The sequence below is a fragment of the Rhizobium sp. AN80A genome, assembly GCF_030053015.1.
GTDB lineage: Bacteria > Pseudomonadota > Alphaproteobacteria > Rhizobiales > Rhizobiaceae > Rhizobium > Rhizobium metallidurans.
Window position 1 is genome coordinate 1,802,121 of sequence record NZ_JASJPX010000003.1, and the last position, 19,791, is coordinate 1,821,911.

General features: G+C 57.2%; 17 protein-coding genes and 1 pseudogene. 6 read left to right on the plus strand and 12 right to left on the minus strand.

Annotated features, from left to right (window positions below; all coding sequences use genetic code 11):
* Positions 1-10: 10 nt before the first annotated feature.
* From P3R82_RS20495 to P3R82_RS20520, 6 genes are all read right to left on the minus strand, one after another.
* On the minus strand, positions 11-1,270 hold the full coding sequence (locus tag P3R82_RS20495) for an NAD-dependent succinate-semialdehyde dehydrogenase (RefSeq protein WP_283195117.1): 1,260 nt from the start codon (positions 1,268-1,270) through the stop codon (positions 11-13).
* A 22-nt stretch (positions 1,271-1,292) separates the two neighbouring features.
* A complete protein-coding gene (locus tag P3R82_RS20500) occupies positions 1,293-1,445 on the minus strand; it encodes a hypothetical protein (RefSeq protein WP_283195118.1) in 153 nt (50 codons plus the stop codon).
* Between the two features lie 181 nt (positions 1,446-1,626).
* Positions 1,627-2,529 carry a sugar ABC transporter substrate-binding protein gene (locus tag P3R82_RS20505; protein WP_283195119.1) on the minus strand — a complete coding sequence of 301 codons (903 nt, stop codon included), beginning with the start codon at positions 2,527-2,529 and terminating at the stop codon, positions 1,627-1,629.
* Positions 2,530-2,602: 73 nt separating this feature from the next.
* Entirely contained in the window at positions 2,603-3,586 is a 984-nt protein-coding gene (locus P3R82_RS20510) for an ABC transporter permease (RefSeq protein ID WP_283195120.1), read from the minus strand.
* Between the two features lie 4 nt (positions 3,587-3,590).
* The gene (locus tag P3R82_RS20515; protein ID WP_283195121.1) at positions 3,591-4,385 is read right to left on the minus strand and encodes an ATP-binding cassette domain-containing protein; all 795 of its coding nucleotides are present in this window, start codon (positions 4,383-4,385) and stop codon (positions 3,591-3,593) included.
* A 301-nt stretch (positions 4,386-4,686) separates the two neighbouring features.
* A complete protein-coding gene (locus tag P3R82_RS20520) occupies positions 4,687-5,877 on the minus strand; it encodes a Gfo/Idh/MocA family oxidoreductase (protein WP_283195122.1) in 1,191 nt (396 codons plus the stop codon).
* A gap of 173 nt (positions 5,878-6,050) precedes the next feature.
* Between P3R82_RS20520 and pyc the strand changes: the two are divergent.
* Both pyc and P3R82_RS20530 read left to right on the plus strand, forming a co-directional pair.
* Positions 6,051-9,511 (plus strand): annotated as a pseudogene (gene pyc / locus P3R82_RS20525) (pyruvate carboxylase).
* A 9-nt stretch (positions 9,512-9,520) separates the two neighbouring features.
* Positions 9,521-9,913: a tautomerase family protein gene (locus tag P3R82_RS20530; protein ID WP_283195123.1), complete on the plus strand. Its 393-nt coding sequence runs from the start codon at positions 9,521-9,523 to the stop codon at positions 9,911-9,913.
* 323 nt (positions 9,914-10,236) lie between these two features.
* Here P3R82_RS20530 and P3R82_RS20535 read toward each other — a convergent pair whose 3' ends face one another.
* Complete coding sequence (locus P3R82_RS20535; protein WP_283195124.1) at positions 10,237-11,916, minus strand: hypothetical protein; 1,680 nt, start codon at positions 11,914-11,916, stop codon at positions 10,237-10,239.
* 189 nt (positions 11,917-12,105) lie between these two features.
* Between P3R82_RS20535 and P3R82_RS20540 the strand changes: the two genes are divergently transcribed.
* Positions 12,106-13,032 (plus strand): DUF6602 domain-containing protein, encoded by a 927-nt coding sequence (locus P3R82_RS20540; protein WP_283195125.1) that lies wholly within the window; start codon positions 12,106-12,108, stop codon positions 13,030-13,032.
* Positions 13,033-13,219: 187 nt separating this feature from the next.
* Here the strand turns inward: P3R82_RS20540 and P3R82_RS20545 are convergent, their stop codons facing one another.
* From P3R82_RS20545 to P3R82_RS20560, 4 genes are read right to left on the minus strand one after another with little or no spacing between them, the layout of a single operon-like run.
* Positions 13,220-13,705: a hypothetical protein gene (locus P3R82_RS20545; RefSeq protein ID WP_283195126.1), complete on the minus strand. Its 486-nt coding sequence runs from the start codon at positions 13,703-13,705 to the stop codon at positions 13,220-13,222.
* A 7-nt stretch (positions 13,706-13,712) separates the two neighbouring features.
* Positions 13,713-14,678: a Gfo/Idh/MocA family oxidoreductase gene (locus tag P3R82_RS20550; RefSeq protein ID WP_283195127.1), complete on the minus strand. Its 966-nt coding sequence runs from the start codon at positions 14,676-14,678 to the stop codon at positions 13,713-13,715.
* Positions 14,675-15,889, minus strand: coding sequence for a Gfo/Idh/MocA family oxidoreductase (locus tag P3R82_RS20555; RefSeq protein ID WP_283195128.1), 1,215 nt, complete (start codon positions 15,887-15,889; stop codon positions 14,675-14,677). The genes P3R82_RS20550 and P3R82_RS20555 overlap by 4 nt, the downstream gene beginning before the upstream one ends.
* 3 nt (positions 15,890-15,892) lie before the next feature.
* A complete protein-coding gene (locus P3R82_RS20560; protein ID WP_283195129.1) occupies positions 15,893-17,008 on the minus strand; it encodes a Gfo/Idh/MocA family oxidoreductase in 1,116 nt (371 codons plus the stop codon).
* A 324-nt stretch (positions 17,009-17,332) separates the two neighbouring features.
* Here P3R82_RS20560 and iolE point away from each other — a divergent pair, with 324 nt between their 5' ends.
* Complete coding sequence (iolE, locus tag P3R82_RS20565) at positions 17,333-18,232, plus strand: myo-inosose-2 dehydratase (protein ID WP_283195130.1); 900 nt, start codon at positions 17,333-17,335, stop codon at positions 18,230-18,232.
* Positions 18,233-18,324: 92 nt separating this feature from the next.
* Here the strand turns inward: iolE and P3R82_RS20570 are convergent, their stop codons facing one another.
* A complete protein-coding gene (locus P3R82_RS20570; protein ID WP_349294081.1) occupies positions 18,325-18,942 on the minus strand; it encodes a substrate-binding domain-containing protein in 618 nt (205 codons plus the stop codon).
* A gap of 81 nt (positions 18,943-19,023) precedes the next feature.
* Here P3R82_RS20570 and P3R82_RS20575 point away from each other — a divergent pair, with 81 nt between their 5' ends.
* A complete protein-coding gene (locus tag P3R82_RS20575; RefSeq protein WP_283193908.1) occupies positions 19,024-19,446 on the plus strand; it encodes a transposase in 423 nt (140 codons plus the stop codon).
* Entirely contained in the window at positions 19,427-19,780 is a 354-nt protein-coding gene (tnpB, locus tag P3R82_RS20580; protein WP_076846215.1) for an IS66 family insertion sequence element accessory protein TnpB, read from the plus strand. The genes P3R82_RS20575 and tnpB overlap by 20 nt, the downstream gene beginning before the upstream one ends.
* Positions 19,781-19,791 lie beyond the last annotated feature (11 nt).

The following is a 19,791-nucleotide window of genomic DNA, read 5'->3' on the forward strand; positions in this document are numbered from 1 at the left end:
TTTGATTACCTCAGATGACCATTTGGGCCAGCTTGACGTTGGAATAATCGAGAATGCCCTCGACGCCACCTTCTCGGCCCATGCCGCTTGCCTTGATGCCACCGAACGGGGCCTCCGCCGCGGCGAGGGCAAAGCTGTTGACCCCGACCATACCCGCAGCCAGTGTCTCAACGGCCTCGCGAGCGCGGCTTTGGTCTTTAGTAAACACGTAGGCAGAGAGGCCCATCTCAGAAGCGTTCGCACGCTCGAAGACTTCGTCCTGTCGGGAAAACGGTGTGATTGCGGCAATGGGACCGAAGTTCTCTTCAGCCAGCGCCAGACCATCGTCAGAAAGCCCGGCGATGACCGTCGGTTCAAAGAAGAACCCGCTGTTCATCTCGGCCGGCCGCTTGCCGCCGGTCACGATCTTGGCCCCACGGGTACGAGCGTCTTCCACGACCGCCTCAATCGCGGTCAAACGACGCTGGTTGATCAGCGGTCCCATCTGGGTATCGTCTTTCAACCCGTGGCCGAGCTTCAGCGCGCCAGCGCGCCGTGCAAATCCTTCCACGAACTGGTCGTGCAACGATTCATGCACGTAGAAGCGATCCGGAGTCACGCATACCTGGCCGGCGTTCGCGTACTTCGTCGCGACAGCTAGATCGAGGGTCTTTTCAAGGTCTGCGTCATCGAAGACGATCATTGGGGCATTGCCGCCAAGCTCCATGCTTACACGCTTCACCGTTTCGGCGCTGTCGCGGATCATCTGCTGTCCGACATTCGTCGATCCGGTGAGCGAGACCTTTCGGACGACGTTCGATGCCATGATCGGCTTGTAAGTGTTGGAGGTCGGGCCGATCAGCAAGTTTGCCACACCGGCCGGAACCCCGGCTTCGCGAATACAATCGAACATGATCATGGCAACGCCCGGAACTTCCACCGATGGGCGGACGATGACGGAGCAGCCAGCTGCGAGGGCGGGAGCCACCTTGCGCGCGATCAGCGCGGCTGGGAAGTTCCATGCTGTGAACGCGGCAACAACGCCGACAGGCTCATGGCTAATCTCAAAGCGACCGCCGGGAACGCGGCTCTCCACCACGCGACCGTAGATGCGGCGGGCTTCCTCTGCGTACCAACGGAATTGATCAACCGCCAATCCCCATTCGCGCCCGGCTTGGACGAGCGGCTTCCCGGTCTCCATCGTAATCTGGCGGGCAGCTTCGCTCGCACGAGCGGCCATGACATCCGCGACCTTATGGAGCAGGTCGGCGCGAGTCCAAGCAGCGGTCACTCTCCACTTTTGGAACGCGCGTTCAGCCGGCAATTGCCGCGTGAGTGTCTTCTACCGAAGCCGCGGGTACAACGCCGAGGACCTCGTTGGTCGCAGGATCGGTGATCTCCGTCGACGCGCCGGTTGGTTTACCCGACCAGCTTCCATCGATGAACAGACCAAATTCCTCGTACATGTCTCCTCCTCCTACGCACCCTTAACGACGCGCCTACAATAGAAAATGTAACTCAAAGCAATAAGCAATATTAATTGCGTGTCAAGATTTTTTGCAATTAATGATGCCTTTGCCAGGGACGACACTCCCGGCCCAAAGACCGGGAGCGCCGCAGGTGCCTTGGGAGGCGAAACCCTGTGCCTTACTTGTAGTCGTTGGCATTTTCTTTGGTGACCAGCACCGTGCCGGGGTCAGTGACCATTTCGACCTTCTTGCCGGCCTTCAGGTCGACAAGGGTCTGTATCCCCAGCCCGGCCATCTTCGCCGGAGCCTGCGCCACCGATGCGGTCATCTCGCCCGCGAGGATCGAATTTGCCGCGTCGGGATTTGCGTCGTAACCGACGACCATGACTTTATCCAACTTCGCCGCGGCCTTGAGGGCTTCGACAGCGCCTAGCGCCATGTTGTCGTTGGAACCAAAGATGCCCTTGAGTTTCGGATTCCCGCTGAGGATCGACTCGGTCACGGAAAGGCCCTTCGCGCGGTCCCAGTCGGCGGGTTGAGCAGATACGATTTTCATGCCGCACGCCTCGAGGGCTTCTTTTGCGCCGTTGTAGCGATCTGCCCCGTTCGTGGTCGTCATGACGCCCTGCAGGATCGCTACGTCAGAACCCTTCTCGATATTCTTGCACATGAACTCGCCGGCCAGCTTGCCCCCCGCCAGATTGTTCGTGCCGACGAACGGAACGTCCTTGTTCGACCCAGCGCCGTCGACGAAGACCACGTTGACGCCAGCTTCCTTCGCCTGATCCACGACAGGCCCGAGGGCAGCGGGGTCGGTAGGTGCCAGAGCGATACCCGAGACCTTCTGCGCGATCAGGTCTTCGATCTGGCTGATCTGAGCCTGGATGTCGGTTTCGCTAGGCGGCGCGACAACAAGGACCTCAACGCCCAATTCCTTACCTTTTTCCTTTGCACCCTTTTCGAAGGCGGCCCAGTATGGATTACCTGCAGCTGGGCCCTTCATGCTGACGACGTAGGTGTCCGCCATCGCGGTTCCCATCATCATCGCGAAGGCGACGCTCGACAGAAGTACAGTCTTCATTCTCAATCCTCCCGATTGAATCGTCTCCGGAAATCCACCGAGCGCGCGGAGACGGCACGCGTCGGAATTCGCTTTAGGCTCTGACAGCGGCCTTCCGTCGAAGGACGTCAATGTAAACGGCGGCGATAATGACGATCCCGATCAGGATCATCTGCCAGAAGGCGCTCACGTTGTTGATGTTCAAGCCATTACGTAGGAGGCCCATGATGAGCACACCTGCCAGAACGCCAAGGACGCTCCCCCTTCCTCCGAAAAAGGAAGCCCCGCCGATGATCACGGCCGCGATCGCGTCCAACTCGATGCCGATACCCGCGTTGGGAAATCCGCTTCCAGTTCGGCCGACAAGGAGCAATCCTGCAAGGCCTGCGAAAAAGCCGCAGATCATGTAGACGATGATCAGGACGCGATCGACGTTGACGCCGGATACACGCGCCGCATGCGGATTACCGCCGATCGCGAAAATGTGGCGACCCGTCGATGTAAACCTGAGGAACAGCCATAGGCCGATCGCGCAGACCGCGACTACGACCAGACTGACGGGGATACCGGCTGGAGGATCAAACAGCCCGAGCGTCCAATACTTCAAACCAAGGAAGCGCGTTTCCGGAGCTAGGCCCGTGACGGGTGCACCGCCCGTGATGAGATAGGTCAGCCCTCGGGCGATGTTCAGCGTCCCCAGAGTCATAATGAATGGATGAGGAAGGGTCAGCCAAGTTAAGCCCGCGCCATTGATCCAACCAACTGCCAATCCCACGAGTGGCCCAACAAGAAGGCACAGCTCCCACGGAACGCCCGCCTGGCCGGCTAGAGCTATGCAGACCATCGCCAAGGCCATCGTGGAACCGACTGAGAGGTCAATACCCCCGGTAATGATCACGACGAGCATACCTAGCGCCAAAAGGGCGAGTGACGCGTTTTGCTTGATAATGTTGGATAGGTTCTCGGCTGAGAGAAAGACGTCAGGCTTGATGAGCGCCAGCACCAGCATCATGACCGCGACGACGGCAATAATTCCATAGGTCTCAAGATGTTTGGAAAGCTTAGGATGATAAAACATGATTTCATTTCACCTGGTCGTGGGCGAGCTGTGCTGAATGGCCTTTTGTGCCCATGATCCAGCCGATGACTTCGTTTCGGTTCGTGTCGGCGAGCCTGGACTCGGCGAAATTGGTGCCCTGAAAAAGCGCGATGACGCGGTCATAGCAGTAGAAAATGTCGTCCATTCGGTGTGAGATGATGATCACCGCGACGCCGTGTTCCTTCAAAGACCGTATGAGGTCCAAAACTTTGCCGACTTCCTTGATCGCAAGCGCGGCTGTCGGCTCGTCCATGATGACGAGCTTCGCGTCGAAGGCAGTAGCCCGTGCAATCGCCACCGCTTGGCGCTGACCACCACTCAGGTTCTCGGTATTTTGATCAATCGATTTGACGTGGATTTTGAGCTTGTCCAGATGATCGGCCGCCATCTGTCTGGCTTTTGAATGGTCGACTATTCTAAGCGGGCCGACCTTCGGGCCGGGTTCGCGCCCCAGGTAGATGTTTTCATAGATCGGCATGTTTCCGGCCAGCGCAAAGTCCTGGTAGACCATTTCGATGCCCAACCGGCGGGCTTCCTTGGGGCTCGTAAAGTGAACGCTTTTGCCCTGAAAGATCATCTCGCCTTCGCTCGGCGCGTACAGACCCGACAGGATTTTCATTAGCGTTGATTTGCCCGCACCGTTATCGCCGACAACACCGAGGACCTCTCCCTCGCCAACATGAAAGTTGATGTTGTTCAGCGCGGTAATCGCGCCGAAGTACTTGGATATCCCTTTGGCTTCCAGCAGCACGTCCCGTTTCGATTCTATTGCAGTCAAAACCTCTCCTCCCACCGCCCCTTGGACGTTGGCACTTAGTTCCAGCGATTGATTGCACCCCTCACCGGCGATTGGACACAATGGGTCATGCCCGGGATAGCCAGGGCACCAGTCGGTGAAATGGGAATTCAGGTCTGCCGCACACGCGGGCCGGCAGATCAGGGCGCTCCTAGCGCGCTATGGGCTAAACTCTTCTGTCAAGACTGCTCCTCCCGCTTGACGATATCGAATGCTCCTGCGCAACATTATTTGCAGCTTTGAATTCATGTCAACAAAATTTCCAAACTTCGTTGCAGACTGCTTATATGACACAGGATTTCCACTCACCGCCGGCTTCAGCGGAGTCCACTGCGGCCTCAATGAACTTGACCCCAAGCGCTCCCTCCCAGGCATCAGGGTATTCCAGCAGTCCTTCGGGAAGTTTGGAACCTGTCCGGCGCGCCTCAATTGCGATTGCAAACTCCTCGTAGAGATTCCCCCAGGCGTCGGAGAGAGCTTCAGGATGTCCGCGTGGCATGTGGACGAACCGGGCCGCCGAGACATCAATCCCCGCGCCTTCGCCCCGTGACAACATCTGCGCCGGAGCATCGAACGGCTTGTAGTGGAGATATTCGGGATTCTCTTGGTTCCATTCCAGGCTCGCCCTGTCGCCGAAGACCCTTATCTGAAATCCGCAATGCGTTCCTGCGGCCACCTGGGAAATCATGATCGTCCCCGGCACCCCACCAACATAGCGCACATGCATAAAGGCAGTATCTTCCAGTGGCTTGTCCGGACCCAGCGTATGAAATTCAGCCCGAACCTTTTCCATTTCAAGGCCCGTAACGAAGGTACCCATGTGATGGCAGTGGGTACCGATGTCGCCGGTGGTAAACGCCCGACCTACAAGTTCCGGCTTCACTCTCCAAGCGGCCCCCGCCCCTGCTTGATCCGGCGGAACCATCGCCCATTCTTGAAAGTATTCGACATGCACCTGGCGGATTTTGCCGAGAAGTCCCCGGCGGATCATTGCGCGCGCTTGACGGACCATTGAATGCGCCGCGTAGGCATAGGTGACGCCAAAGATCAGTCCAGTGTCCTTCTGACGACGAACAAGATCAACGGCATCCTCAAGATTGGTGGTGAGAGGCTTGTCGCTGATGACGTCGATACCCTTCGACATGAACGCGCAGGCGATGTCGTAGTGCGTATTGTTTGGCGTGGTGATCGCAACCGCGTCTATGCCGTCATCACGTTCGGCCTCCCTGGCGGCCATTTCCCTGTAATCCGAATATATTCGATCCTCATTGAGCAACCATTCGCGGCCGGACCGCAGAGCAACGTCTGGCCTCGACGAAAGTGCACCTGCGATGACATCCCAGCGATTTGACAGTCTCGCGCCGCGGGCGTGCACTTTGCCGATGAAGCTTCCCCGCCCACCTCCGACAACGCCCAACCTCAAACGTCTTCCCGCCGGGGGAAAAGCCAACGTGCTTCGATCTTCCGTTCCCATACTATCCTCCAATAGCTCCAAAGGAAGATTTATTGCACGATCTTATCCTCCGCAACATTTTTTGCGGACAATCCAGATTTTCTGTCCGCAATTTTTATTGCGCTATTTGACATAAAGCATCAAAATTTGTAAACGCCCTTCTAACACCCTGCGATGCATAGGACGGAGTTCGGATGACCATCAAAAAGATACTTGTTGCCAACCGTTCTGAAATTGCCATTCGCGTGTTCCGCGCGGCCAACGAGCTCGGGATAAAACGGTGGCGATATGGGCTGAGGAAGACAAACTGGCGCTGCATCGCTTCAAGGCCGACGAGAGCTATCAGGTCGGCCGCGGGCCGCATCTTGCACGCGATCTCGGGCCGATCGAGAGCTACTTGTCGATCGATGAAGTCATCCGCGTCGCCAAGCTCTCAGGTGCTGATGCGATCCACCCGGGTTACGGCCTGCTGTCGGAAAGCCCCGAATTCGTCGATGCCTGCAACACGGCCGGCATCATCTTCATCGGCCCGACCGGCGACACGATGCGCCAGCTCGGCAACAAGGTCGCGGCCCGCAATCTGGCGATCTCGGTCGGCGTTCCCGTCGTTCCGGCAACCAATCCGCTGCCGGACGATATGACCGTTGTTGCCAAGATGGCCGAGGATATCGGCTATCCCGTCATGCTCAAGGCCTCCTGGGGCGGCGGCGGTCGCGGCATGCGCGCCATTCGCGACCCGAAGGACCTTGCCCGCGAGGTGACCGAAGCCAAGCGTGAGGCGATGGCCGCCTTCGGCAAGGACGAGGTCTATCTGGAAAAGCTCGTCGAGCGAGCCCGTCACGTCGAAAGCCAGATTCTCGGCGACACCCACGGTAACGTCGTGCATCTCTTCGAGCGCGACTGTTCGATCCAGCGCCGTAACCAGAAGGTCGTCGAGCGCGCGCCCGCGCCATATCTCAGTTGGGAACAACGACGCGAACTGGCCTCGTATTCACTGAAGATCGCGGCTGCCACCGGCTATGTCGGCGCTGGCACCGTCGAATATCTGATGGATGTCGAGAGCGGCAAATTCTACTTCATTGAAGTCAATCCGCGCATCCAGGTCGAGCACACAGTCACCGAAGTCGTCACCGGTATCGATATCGTCAAGGCGCAGATTCACATCCTTGATGGAGCGGCTATTGGAACTGACCAGTCAGGCGTTCCGAAGCAAGAAGACATTAAGCTGAATGGACACGCCCTGCAGTGCCGTATCACGACTGAGGACCCTGAACACAACTTCATCCCGGATTACGGCCGTATCACCGCCTATCGCTCGGCGTCCGGCTTCGGCATTCGCCTCGACGGAGGTACCTCTTACAGTGGCGCAGTGATCACCCGCTACTATGATCCACTGTTGGTCAAGGTGACTGCTTGGGCTCCGTCATCTGGAGAAGCGATTTCGCGCATGGACCGCGCGCTGCGCGAATTCCGTATCCGCGGCGTCGCCACCAACCTGACCTTCCTGGAAGCGATCATCACGCATCCGAAGTTCAAGGATAACAGCTACACCACCCGCTTCATCGACACGACACCGGAGCTGTTCCAGCAAGTCAAGCGTCAGGATCGCGCGACGAAGCTCCTGACCTATCTGGCCGACGTCACCGTCAACGGCCACCCGGAAGCCAAGGATCGGCCGCGCCCGACGGCGGATGCCGCCAAGCCAGTCGTGCCCTACACCAACGGCACGACGATCAAGGACGGCACCAAGCAGCTGCTCGACAAGCTCGGTCCGAAGAAGTTCGGCGAATGGATGCGCAACGAAAAGCGCGTGCTGATGACGGATACCACGATGCGCGATGGCCATCAGTCGTTGCTCGCGACCCGCATGCGCACCTATGACATCGCCCGCATCGCCGGCACCTATGCGCATGCGCTGCCGAACCTGCTCTCGCTGGAATGCTGGGGCGGCGCGACCTTCGACGTCTCGATGCGCTTTCTCACGGAAGACCCGTGGGATCGTCTAGGTCAAGTGCGCGAGGCTGCTCCGAACCTGCTGCTGCAGATGCTGCTGCGCGGTGCCAATGGCGTCGGCTACAAGAACTACCCCGATAACGTCGTCAAATACTTCGTGCGCCAGGCGGCTGCCGGCGGTATCGATCTCTTCCGCGTCTTCGACTGCCTGAACTGGGTCGAAAACATGCGCGTGTCGATGGATGCAGTCGCCGAAGAGAACAAGCTCTGCGAAGCGGCGATCTGCTATACCGGCGATATCCTGAACTCGGCACGTCCGAAGTACGATCTGAAGTACTACACCGATCTCGCCGTCCAACTCGAAAAGGCCGGCGCGCATGTCATCGCGCTGAAGGACATGGCGGGCCTGTTGAAGCCGGCCGCCGCCAATGTGCTGTTCAAGGCGCTGCGCGAGGCGACCAGCCTGCCGATTCACTTCCACACGCACGACACCTCAGGCATTGCGGCGGCGACCGTCCTCGCGGCCGTCGATGCCGGCGTCGATGCCGTCGATGCAGCGATGGATGCCTTCGCCGGCAATACGTCCCAGCCGTGCCTCGGCTCGATCGTGGAAGCGCTGCGCGGCTCGGAGCGTGATCCGGGTCTCGATCCGGAGTGGATTCGCCGCATCTCGTTCTACTGGGAAGCGGTGCGCCACCAGTACGCGGCCTTCGAAAGCGATCTCAAGGGAGCGGCCTCGGAAGTCTATCTGCACGAAATGCCGGGCGGCCAGTTCACCAATCTCAAGGAGCAGGCAAGGTCTCTTGGGCTGGAAACCAAATGGCACCGTGTGGCCCAGGCTTATGCCGACGCGAACCAGATGTTCGGCGATATCGTCAAGGTAACGCCGTCCTCCAAGGTGGTCGGCGATATGGCGCTGATGATGGTCTCCCAAGACCTGACGGTTGACGATGTCGTTAATCCGGCCAAGGACGTGTCCTTCCCTGAGTCCGTCGTCTCGATGCTGAAGGGCGATCTTGGTCAGCCGCCGTCTGGCTGGCCGGCAGCGTTGCAGAAGAAGGCGCTGAAGGGCGATGCGCCCTATACGGTGCGTCCGGGCTCGCGGCTCGAAGACGCCGATCTCGATGCGGAGCGCAAGATGATCGAGACCAAGCTGGAACGCGAGGTCAACGACTTCGAGTTTGCTTCATACCTGATGTATCCGAAGGTCTTCACCGACTTCGCGCTGGCATCGGACACCTATGGTCCGGTCTCGGTTCTGCCTACGCCTGCCTATTTCTACGGTCTTGGCGACGGCGAGGAGCTGTTTGCCGACATCGAGAAGGGCAAGACGCTCGTCATCGTAAACCAGGCGATGAGCGGTACCGACAGCCAGGGCATGGTCACGGTGTTCTTCGAGCTCAACGGCCAGCCGCGCCGCATCAAGGTTCCGGATCGCGCCCACGGTGCCACCGGCGCTGCTGCCCGCCGCAAGGCGGAGCCGGGCAATGCCGCCCATGTCGGCGCGCCGATGCCTGGTGTCATCTCCCGCGCCTTCGTCTCGGCCGGCCAGACGGTCAGCGCCGGCGACGTGCTGGTGTCTATCGAAGCCATGAAGATGGAAACGGCGATCCATGCGGAGAAGGATGGCACGATCGCCGAGGTTCTCGTCAAGGCCGGCGACCAGATCGACGCCAAAGACATGCTCGTGGTTTGGAAGTGAGGATACCGGATGCCCTTGATTAAAATACATCTGCTAGAGGGCGCGTGGACAGCAGCCGATCAGGCCGTCCTGCTCGATGTAGTTCACGATGTAATGGTGGAAAGCTTCAGGGTTCCCACGACAGACCGCTACCAGTTGTTGACCGAGCGTCCTAGAGGCCACATTCGAGCCTTGGACACAGGACTCGGGTACGATCGAAGTGATCGCTTTGTGCTTATGGAAGTCGTCTCCAGACCGCGGGCTCGCGACGACAAGGTCCGGTTTTACCGACGCCTCTCCGAAGTACTCGGTGAGGTTTGCGGCTTGGCACCGGACGACCTGATGATTTCCATGGTGACCAATGACGACGAGGACTGGTCATTCGGCCGGGGCGAGGCTGAATTCGTTACGGGCAAGCTCTGAGCGAAACAAGCTGATACTTCGTCCTGGCGAGCCATCGTTCCCGATTAACAGGCAGTTTTACTGTGGTGCTGTCGTGTACTGGAACGGAACCGGCTGACCTGCACATCGATCGGCTGAGGATCAAGAGTCGGAACTTCCACTAAGCCCGTGCTCTAACGACATGGCAAAGCCCGGGCGCAGGGTGAAACGAATGTGAGGAGATTGAGGCTAACAGAGTGTGGGGCTACCTCTAGGAGGCAGCCCCTTAACAGGTGCGTGTCAAAAGAGAGCTGCACCATGCTCTGCCCCCATAGATATCTAACAAGCGAACCACGTGCAAGAGCTTATCGCTTCAGGTAAGCGCCGCGCACCAGCTTGGCTTTGAGAAGCACAGTCTTTTTCCAGCGCCGAAGGGCAACAAGCCAAAACAGAAGCAAGAGAAGGACAACAATCCAAGCTTTCGAACCAGGCACGGCGGCAAAGACAGCGAGCAGGATGATAGTGATTGCACCGGTCATCAGATTAACCCAAGGACCATATCTACCGAGAGCTACATCACAGCTCGTGTCATCGACCGTTTGCACACTGTCGGCCCCATCCATCACTGCGGCATAAATGACCTGCATGACCTTGGGGTCAGCGTAATAGCTTGTGTGTGCCTCAATCGGGTTAGGAGCCCCAGGGGGAATGGCTTCGATGTTTACGATGGCATCTCGGCGCTCAGAAATACTCTTGCGCAGTGACGTCACCGGCGAACTGATCGGGTCGAAACGAGACCAAAAATTCACCAGCCTAGCGCGCCCAGCTCTACCATCCATACGAAAGGGCGGGAGAGCTATAGAAAGGCGTTGCTCCTCGCGAAGCCGATTATATCGGTGTGAAACGGTGGTATCGATTTGAAAAAAATTGAAGATTAGATCGATCGGGGAACCCACAGTGAAGATCGTGTGAAGTTTCTCAAGGACCCGTAGTCGCTCGGTTTTATCCGACCCGGCTTTGGCACGTCGTCCTTCTTGGAGAAGCGCTTCCGTCGCGATGCTCGTTCCCAGGCTATGGGAGACGATGAAAAAATTTTCGCATTCGTCGCTCGCTGCGACGTGCTTGATGAGTTTTCGAGTGTAGGATACCACACGCTCCCTCGTTTGGAATCGTTGATCTCTTTCAGAGTCAATTGTCCACGTCAGGACATCGTAGGCGTAGCTTTTTATGGATTTCCCCAAGGCGACTAAGGAAAGGAGCGAGGCCAACGTCACACCAACGTATAGGTAGGCGATGGTGCCTGGCATCCCTTGTGCGATAAATTTCCAGGTGCCATAGCATAGATTACCCTCGATCGCGGCAACAGCTATCGAGCCCGAAATGGCAAGTGCAACTTTCCCCGCCCTTACAAAGACCTTCACTCGTGTATTGCAACGCCATTCCGTCGCAAGCAGTACAAGGCCGTCGGCTGTGGTGCCTTTAGTAGCGGGAAGCCCCTGGAGAAATGTCTTGAATTCGCCGAACGATCCACGTCGGTATTTCTTTCGATTCTCCCAGTTTTCGAAATCGCGATAGGCCCTTTCAAGCTTCTCGACACTATTCTTGCTCCGATATGCAGCGAGTCCATGAAGGCACGCGAGCCGAAATGACGGAAAGTTTCGCCACGATGAAAAGGCAAGACGAAAGGGATTGAGCGCGCGCATCAGAAGCCAGAAGCACACATATAACACCGAGTAGCGGCTTTCCGCCTCTGGCACCCAATAGGCTTCGTACACCCTGATGGTTTTGGCGACATACGGCCGCCCATTCACCTCGACGATCCTCTTGAAGTCCACGTAATGTACTACCTGATCGTCGTCCGTGATCGCCGTCCCGTATGTAAAATCTCTCGGTTTTCCTATTCCAATTTTGCTTTGAGATTGCCCATACAGATCGAAGTAATCCAAGAAATTACTAAGAGGCGAGTTTCGAGCCGGACTACCAATCCCGTGAACGTAAAGAATTGCAGTGTGCTTTTGGGACATTTCAATCGCTTCAATAATCAATTTATGGCTGCTCTCATTACGTGAGAACTCCGCATTGATCTACTCCGCATCACGTTATCGATCGAAGCGGCTTCCTGATCCCAACGCCAACGACGGAATTCAATCACAGAGCGATCTCGTGAACACCTGGCGTTAACGAGTGGCGCTTATGCGCGGCACAACAAATACGCGAAAAAGGAGATCGACAAAATGCAACACGTCACGACGCAAATGGCAGAAATCTACCGGAAGCAAGAAGCGTCCCTTCTTGCTCGGATCGCAGCTGTTCAAGTTACCAAAAAGCCAGAGCTGATCGGCGCGGAACTCGAGAACTGTATCCGCCAAGATTTGGAATTTCTTGTTCCGTCCACGCTTCGCGTCGTTGCCGGGTTCATCGTACGTCCAGACGGCGAACGCTCATCGCACTTCGATGGGATTGTGTTGGATGCGCGCTACCCACTCATTGCAAGGGTTGCAGGCAGCGCTCTCGTTCCGCTGCATGCGGTAGTAGCGATCATCGAAATCAAAACGACACTTGCGAAGCGGAGCCTCGACGAAATCATTGATAAGCGCAACGAGACGGACTTTCTTTGCGAGCTTCTGGATGTCGACCTACGAGATCGCCAGAACGTGCATCGACGGGTTGTTGAAGAAGCCGTTACCGAAGGAAAACTAAGCGATGAGGAGAGGCAAACTCAGCTCAAGGGCGCGGATAACATGTTCGTCGGTCCAAATGAAATCCGGTTCTTCGCTATCGCCCTGGGCTCAGATGTCAGTGACGAACGGGTCGCAATAGCCCTGTGGCAACCCCTTTTCTATGATCTCTTTCTACTGCAGTCCAATCCGGCAGAAGGAAAGAAAGAGGTCGATATCGGGAAATTTGGCCCTTCCGATGCACCCTCCCGACAATTTTGGCTGTCGCGTGACCCCCTTGAGGTGACCATGAGACGGTCGAATTTCATGTACGGCTATTTCCTACAATCCGTCATTCAAGCGGGGACAGAGACTTTGTCTCAACGCCCCTCGACTCTTGCCGACGTCGAAGTCCACATCCAACATTATCTGCAGTTTCTGGTCGAGGTCCGTGAGGTCCCGAGCAAGCATCAGCTGGAGGAAGCATTCAAGCGTAAGGTTTGATCACCGGTAGGAGCAACCGCAGGCTCCTACAAAAGCTGATCCAGCTATGCAGCTAACATAGCTGGCCCATGCGTCAGCGTGAATCGAGGTCACATTCACGGAGCTGGGGAAGCCGCGCCGCTCGTGTGCACCGGCTCATGAAGCGTGTTCAAGGCGCTGCACGAACTTGGCGGGTTTACCCGAGCGATTACTCCGCAATACCACTCGTGAGGTCCATAAAGTCATCTATTGAGAGCAACAGATATTCCGTCTCACCATTTTGATGCCCTGGCAGGAGCATGCCGTTAGGCATGACCGGGTCGTCACTCACAACCACCAATCCCGACATGTCGACGATTTTTCGGATCAGGTCGACAACCCGAATTTCGTGTCGTATCCCGGACTTCAACTGACTTGATAATGTTGGCGGCGATAGTGCATTCTCCCGCGTCTCCTCTATCTGATACGCGTCGAGAATGAACGATCGCTGCCATGCTTGAGTTGGTGGCTTTCCTGGTGAGAGAACCCGCTCCATCGCTACGCAAGACTGAACCAAGGCCCTTTCCAATTGATCAATGGGCCGATCACTGCCAGCGTAGTCCTTATCAATGACCTGATGGTAATAGGCCCATACCCTTTCGCGTTGAAGCTCCAGCTCGCGGTGCCAAGGATTTGAGGACGAGACCAAGAGCATCAAACGTTCACGCGACAGGAAGGTTGATTTCCACCCGCTGCCGCGTCTCCAACGCAACGAGCACCTGCTCAGCGATAAAGGTTGCTGCGAAACCATCCCACGACGTTGCTGCTCCTTCCGCGATGTTGCCGTTGGCGATCGCGGTGATCCATTTCTGGTTCTGGATACGATAGGCATCAGCGGATCTTGGAATCCAGTTCTGTGGATATGAGGTCTGTTCGCCGCCATTGACACGCAGCCGCTTTGCCGTGGGCTCGGCGAGCGAGACGGTACCATTCGAGCATACCGCTTCGGCCTGCACATGATAGCCGTAGGTGGCATTCATGAAGACTTCGACCGAAATCACCGTGCCGCCAGCGGTTTCGAAAACAAACAGAGCGGGGTCCTTATCCTTGGTCGGGATTGCGTTAACGGCAATGAGCTCGTCGTCGAGCAACCAGCGGGATATGTCGATCTCGTGGACCAAGGTGTTGGTGACGGGCATCGCTCCCACAAACCACGGTGGAGCCGACGCATTGCGGTGGCTACAATGAAGCATCCGGACCGTGCCCAGTTCTCCAGCACTCAACGTGCCTTTCATGGCGCGATACGAGGGATCAAACCTTCGCATGTAACCTGTTTGGACCAACGAGCGACCCAATCTTCGTTCCAGTCGAACGATTTCAAGCGCCTCCTTGGACGTTGTGGAGAGAGGTTTTTCGCAAAGTACAGGTTTGCCCGCTGCAAGCGCTGCCTTGAGCAGACCGAAATGCGTGTCATCAGGAGAAGCAATCAGTACCGCGTCGACCGAGTGATCATATACAAGTGCCGACGGATCGTTCGTCGTGCGGGCACCTTTTGCCGCCAGTTCGGCGCGCCCAACGTCCTGATCGGCAACCATCGCTAGGTGCGCGCCAGATATCTCTTCGCGAATGATGCGTGCATGGTCTGCGCCCATCACCCCTGCCCCAATGACACCAATCCCGATACTCATCGAAAATCCCCTTTGATATAGCGACCAGGATCAACCCATATGTTGCCGCCGGCTTGCGAGGCTAATGCGGCTTCCACAAAAGCGACGCCCGCCAGTCCCTCAACGGCTGTCGCGAAGAACAGCGGAACATCGACCGATCGTTTCTCCCGCTTTGCTTCTATCGCAACGGCGACCTCGGAATAGACGTTCGCGAATCCTTCCAGATAACCTTCAGGATGCCCTTTCGGCACCCGGGTCATCAGATAAGATTCGGGCAGAAGACCAGTGTTTCCCTTCGAAAGGAGCCGCGGGGCTTCATCCGTCGGGGTGTATCGCAACACGTTCACGTCATCCTGTCGCCATTCGATCCCACCGTCGGTTCCATAGACTCGAATTCGCAGACCGCAGTCATTGCCCGGGGCAACCTGGGTAATGATCATCGTGCCCCGCGCGCCGTTTTCGAAGCGGAGCAAGACGTGAGCATTGTCGTCAAGTCTACGTCCAGGAACGAGGGAGGCGATATCGGCCAGTAACTCGGTGACCCGCTGGCCAGATACGAACTGCGCTAAATGCCATGCGTGCGTACCGATGTCGGCAATCGCGCCACCAGGGCCTGACCTTTTGGGGTCAGTACGCCAGGCTGCCTGCCCATCTCCGGTCTGGTCGATCGGGCGCGTGAGCCAGTCCATGACGAACTCGACATGCACCAACCGGATTTCTCCGAGCTCACCGTTCGCGATCATCGCCTGGGCTTGTCGCACCATGGGATAGGCAGCGAAGGCGTGGGGAACAGCAAACAGGAGATCGGAATCCGCAGCCCGCTGAACCAGGTCCCTCGCGTCTTCCAACGTCGTCGTTATAGGTTTATCGCACACGACATGAATGCCGGCCTCGAGGAACGTCCTCGCGATGTCATGGTGGGTGAAATTCGGGGTGGTTATCGCCACGACCTCGATACCGTCCGGCCGATCGGCTTCCTTTCGGGCCATATCCTGATAGCTCGCGTAGCACCGTTCAGGCGATAGGAACCACTCCGCCCCTGCTCGCTGCGCCGTTTCCGGATTGGAAGACAATGCGCCCGCAACCAGCTGATAGCGATTATCCATCCGAGCCGCGATTGCATGGACGGGACCGATGAAGCCGCCGCTTCCTCCTACAATGCCCATGCGTATGGGACGGCTCGGCTTGGGAAGTTGAATGTTCGAAGTGCGTCCCCGCTTCTCCTCCTGCATGATCTACTCCACCGTCAACCAGGACTGTTCGCGCGACGAACGCTGGATCGCCTCGATTACCGTCTGAATTCTCAGGCCCGCCCGGAAGTTGAAAGGTTCGGGTCGCGCACCCGCGATTGCCTCGATGTAGCCAGCCACTTCGATGGCTTTCAGGTCATTGAAACCGAGTTGATGCCCTGGAGCGACGCAAAAGCGGCCGTAGGGTGCATGGTCAGGCCCTGCTTCGATCTTGCGAAAGCCCTGGCGTCCCTTGGCGTCCGCCGTCGAGTAGAAATGCAGCTCATTGAACCTTTCTTGTGTGAACGAAATCGCTCCCTTTGTCCCGTAGACCTCGAAATCGTGCTGCATCTTGCGGCCGGTAGCGATCCAGTTGCCCTCGATCGATCCGCTAGCGCCGTTCTCAAATCGAACGAATGCCCGCGTCACGTCGTCCGTCGTAACAGTCTTGCGGCCGCCTCGCCCGTCCGGTCGATCGTGGATCATCGTAACACAATCGCCCATAACCTTCCTGATTGGCCCGAGCAGGAACTCTGCTGTCGCCAGCGCGTGGCTACCGATATCTGCCAGCGCTCCGCCACCTGCCGGATCGTGTCGGAAAGTGAACGGGCTGCTTTCGTCGACCATGTAGTCTTCGGCATGAAGACCACGATAGCCCCGAATATCACCAAGTTCGCCAGCGGCAATCATCTGCTTTGCAAGGACGATCATCGGATTGCAAAGGTAGTTAAAGCCGACCTGTGTCTTGATCCCTGCGCGTTCTGCGGCCTCGGTCATCTCCCGCGCGTCAGCGGCTAAGGGAGCCAGCGGCTTCTCGCAGTAGACATGCTTCCCCGCCGCAATGGCCGCGAGCGCCATTTCCTTGTGAAGCGCGTTGGGAGCTGTGATATCGATGATGTCAATCGAGGGATCGTTGACGATTGTACGCCAGTCGTCTGTCGCATGGGCAAAGCCAAGGGCAGACCGGGCAGCTTCGGCCTGCGCAATACTTACGTCGGCGATACAGGCAAGTTCGACGTCATAGGGAAGCTCGAAGACCCTTTGGGCTGCGGCAAAGCCGAATACGTGGGTTTTCCCCATGAAGCCCGATCCAATGAGCCCGAGCCGAAGTTTGTTTTTCATCTGGTCAATCCTTTGATTGTAGAGCGTATCAGCCTCGTGCACGCGTATAGGCGCGGCTTAGCACCCTGCTTAGAAGCTCGGAGGTGTGATCGGATAATTTAAGGGTTTGCCGCTAATCGCGACGGCAGGTCAGCAAGATAAGGTCAAGCAAGGTTTCCTCCACCCTCCTCGTAAATTCGATTGCTGCTGTCTCGACTGATGTCGACGGTAGCTCGCAACAAGTTTGCAACATTTTTTGCAAATTTCTTGATCTGTCAATATATATTCTGTAGGAGCGGATCGCGAGGAGTTTGATCACATTGATCGCTTATTGAGGAGGGTCGCATGAAGGCTAAACTGGGAATCGCGCCAATTGCTTGGTGGAACGACGATCTCGCGGAGATCAGCAGCGATATCTCGCTTGAGGGTTGCCTAGCGGAGGCCAGCCAAGCGGGCTTTACCGGTATGGAGACTGGTCGCCGCTTTCCGATGGACCCCAAGGTACTGACGCCTATTCTCAATCAATACGGTATCAGCGTTTGCGGCGGCTGGTTTTCGGGTCTTCTTCTCGACGGCAACATCGAAGCGGAAAAAGACCGAATCGCGCAGCAGATGGAGCTGTTCAAGGCGGTGAACGCACCCTGCATCGTCTATGGCGAAACGGCCGGCACTATCCAGGGTGACCGTACCGCGCCGCTGGCCACGAAGCGAAAGCTCACGGACGATGAAGTGAAGGTCTACGGTCGCAAGATGACCGAGTTCGCGGAATGGTGCGCCGAGCAAGGGATGCCTATCTCCTACCACCACCACATGGCGGCCCCGATTGAAACCGAACATGAGCTTGATCTTCTGATGAAGCATTCGGGCGACGCTCTTCCGCTGCTGTTTGACGCCGGTCACATGGCGTTCGCTGGCGGCGATGTTCTCCGCGTAATCGACAAACATCATGGCCGCATTACCCACGTTCACACGAAGGACGTCCGCCTCGACGTAATCAACGGGCTGGATCGGACCAGAGAGAGCTTCTTGGACGCGGTGATCAAGGGAGCGTTCACGGTGCCAGGAGATGGCAGCCTGGATTTCGAGGTCATCGTGAAGCGTCTGGCGTCCTACGGCTATGAGGGATGGTTCGTCGTGGAAGCCGAGCAAGACCCGGTCAAGAACCCGCCTCTGGAAATGGCGAAGAAGGGCCACAAGGAGCTTCTGCGAGTGATGGCCGCGGCTGGCTACCAAGTCCAAGCTTAGGGCACCGGTCACGCATTGCGACGAGATTTCTGCGTCGCAATGCGTGTTACCGAGCACTCCATGAGCCTCGTGGCTAGTGCATTAGTTCGGCTCTACACCGTATCAAGGTTCGCCGCGCAGAATAGATGCAGTTCGGGTCTGCGGACGTTCGAGAAGGCAGATTTCTCAATACCGAGCCTCGCGAGCACGTCACCAAGCGCCCATTTCGCTTGCCGGAGCGGGTCCTGATCGATGACGAAGTCGAGTACGCCTTGACGCATCAGTTCGTCATGGACCTCGTTCCGCTCGTGTCCAATCCAGATTGGCTTGTCATGCAGCGTCTCCATGATTGACGCTATTTCGTCGCCAGGGTCTCCGGTTTCATAAACCGCCGCCGGCTTCCGACCTTCGGCAAGCATGGCTGCGAAGTGTTCCCGAGAAGCGCCAGGCGTCTCGTTTGTCAGGAATATTTCGACAGTTGCCAACTTATCCAGATGTCCGACAAAACCTTCGATCCGGTCACGATGTGATTGCATTGTGGAGTTCGCTTGGAGGACCAGCACGTGCCCACCGTTTGCCCGAAGCCCGAAGTTCACAAGAGAGGCCGCAGTTCTGCCCGCAGCAACGTTGTCGATGCCACTGAATGCATGTGCTGGAAGCCCCGAGATCATTGTGGAGATGCAGACCAAAATCCCTCCCTGCTCGATGAAGTCACTAAGACTTCGTTCGATCGTAAGCGCGAATTTCTATGCGCCTTTTGAAGCGGAGTGCTCTGATGCATGAAGTGTCCACCAAAAACAGGTGGACACCAAATCATGGACGATGCTCCTAAACTGCAGGTGCGGCTTGTTGGCCGCGACGGTCGCCGTCGATATGACCCTTCCTCCCGAGATCAGCTTGTCGCAGCGTGTTTAGAGCCCGGCGTTTCGGTTTCGCGTCTAGCTCTGGAGTACGGCGTCAACGCCAATCTCGTTCGCAAGTGGGTGAAGAGAGCTAAAGAAGATAGTGCATTGCCTGCGGTATCTAGGTTCGTTCCGGTTCAGATAGCTACGGATATGCACTCGTCTTCTGCCAGCGGTCCACTGACGAAGGTGGAGCCGGTGGGCAAGCGATCTCATGCATCCAAGCTGAGCGCGGTGCTGCCGAACGGGGTCAGCCTGACGCTGGAATGCAGCGATGTCGATGGTCTGGCGGCAATCATAGGAGCGTTGAGCCATGTTCAGACTGGGCGCTGATCTGAAGGTCTACCTCCATCGGGAACCCATCGACTTCCGCGCGGGCATCAACAGCCTAGCGGTCCTTGTGCAAGAGGTGATGGAGCTAGACCCGTTTGCTCCATCAGTGTTTGCCTTCTGCAATCGCAGGCGTGACCGGGTGAAGCTCTTGTTCTTTGATCGGTCCGGGTTTGTTATGGTCCTGAAGAAACTAACGGAAGACCGGTTCAGGTGGCCCCGCCGGGAAACCGCAGTGGTGACGCTGACGACAGAGCAACTCCACTGGATCCTCGATGGCATCGATATCGATGCGATGATCCGCCATCCCGTGCGGCAGTATCAGATTGCTGGCTGAGGATGGCGAAT

What these genes read in the sequence shown, in the direction of transcription:
- P3R82_RS20500 (WP_283195118.1), bottom strand. Translation starts at nt 1,445, where the DNA reads ATGTACGAGGAATTTGGTCTGTTCATCGATGGAAGCTGGTCGGGTAAA.
- P3R82_RS20505 (WP_283195119.1), bottom strand. Translation starts at nt 2,529, where the DNA reads ATGAAGACTGTACTTCTGTCGAGCGTCGCCTTCGCGATGATGATGGGA.
- P3R82_RS20510 (WP_283195120.1), bottom strand. Translation starts at nt 3,586, where the DNA reads ATGTTTTATCATCCTAAGCTTTCCAAACATCTTGAGACCTATGGAATT.
- P3R82_RS20520 (WP_283195122.1), bottom strand. Translation starts at nt 5,877, where the DNA reads ATGGGAACGGAAGATCGAAGCACGTTGGCTTTTCCCCCGGCGGGAAGA.
- P3R82_RS20530 (WP_283195123.1), top strand. Translation starts at nt 9,521, where the DNA reads ATGCCCTTGATTAAAATACATCTGCTAGAGGGCGCGTGGACAGCAGCC.
- P3R82_RS20540 (WP_283195125.1), top strand. Translation starts at nt 12,106, where the DNA reads ATGCAACACGTCACGACGCAAATGGCAGAAATCTACCGGAAGCAAGAA.
- P3R82_RS20545 (WP_283195126.1), bottom strand. Translation starts at nt 13,705, where the DNA reads ATGCTCTTGGTCTCGTCCTCAAATCCTTGGCACCGCGAGCTGGAGCTT.
- P3R82_RS20550 (WP_283195127.1), bottom strand. Translation starts at nt 14,678, where the DNA reads ATGAGTATCGGGATTGGTGTCATTGGGGCAGGGGTGATGGGCGCAGAC.
- P3R82_RS20555 (WP_283195128.1), bottom strand. Translation starts at nt 15,889, where the DNA reads ATGCAGGAGGAGAAGCGGGGACGCACTTCGAACATTCAACTTCCCAAG.
- P3R82_RS20560 (WP_283195129.1), bottom strand. Translation starts at nt 17,008, where the DNA reads ATGAAAAACAAACTTCGGCTCGGGCTCATTGGATCGGGCTTCATGGGG.
- iolE (WP_283195130.1), top strand. Translation starts at nt 17,333, where the DNA reads ATGAAGGCTAAACTGGGAATCGCGCCAATTGCTTGGTGGAACGACGAT.
- tnpB (WP_076846215.1), top strand. Translation starts at nt 19,427, where the DNA reads ATGTTCAGACTGGGCGCTGATCTGAAGGTCTACCTCCATCGGGAACCC.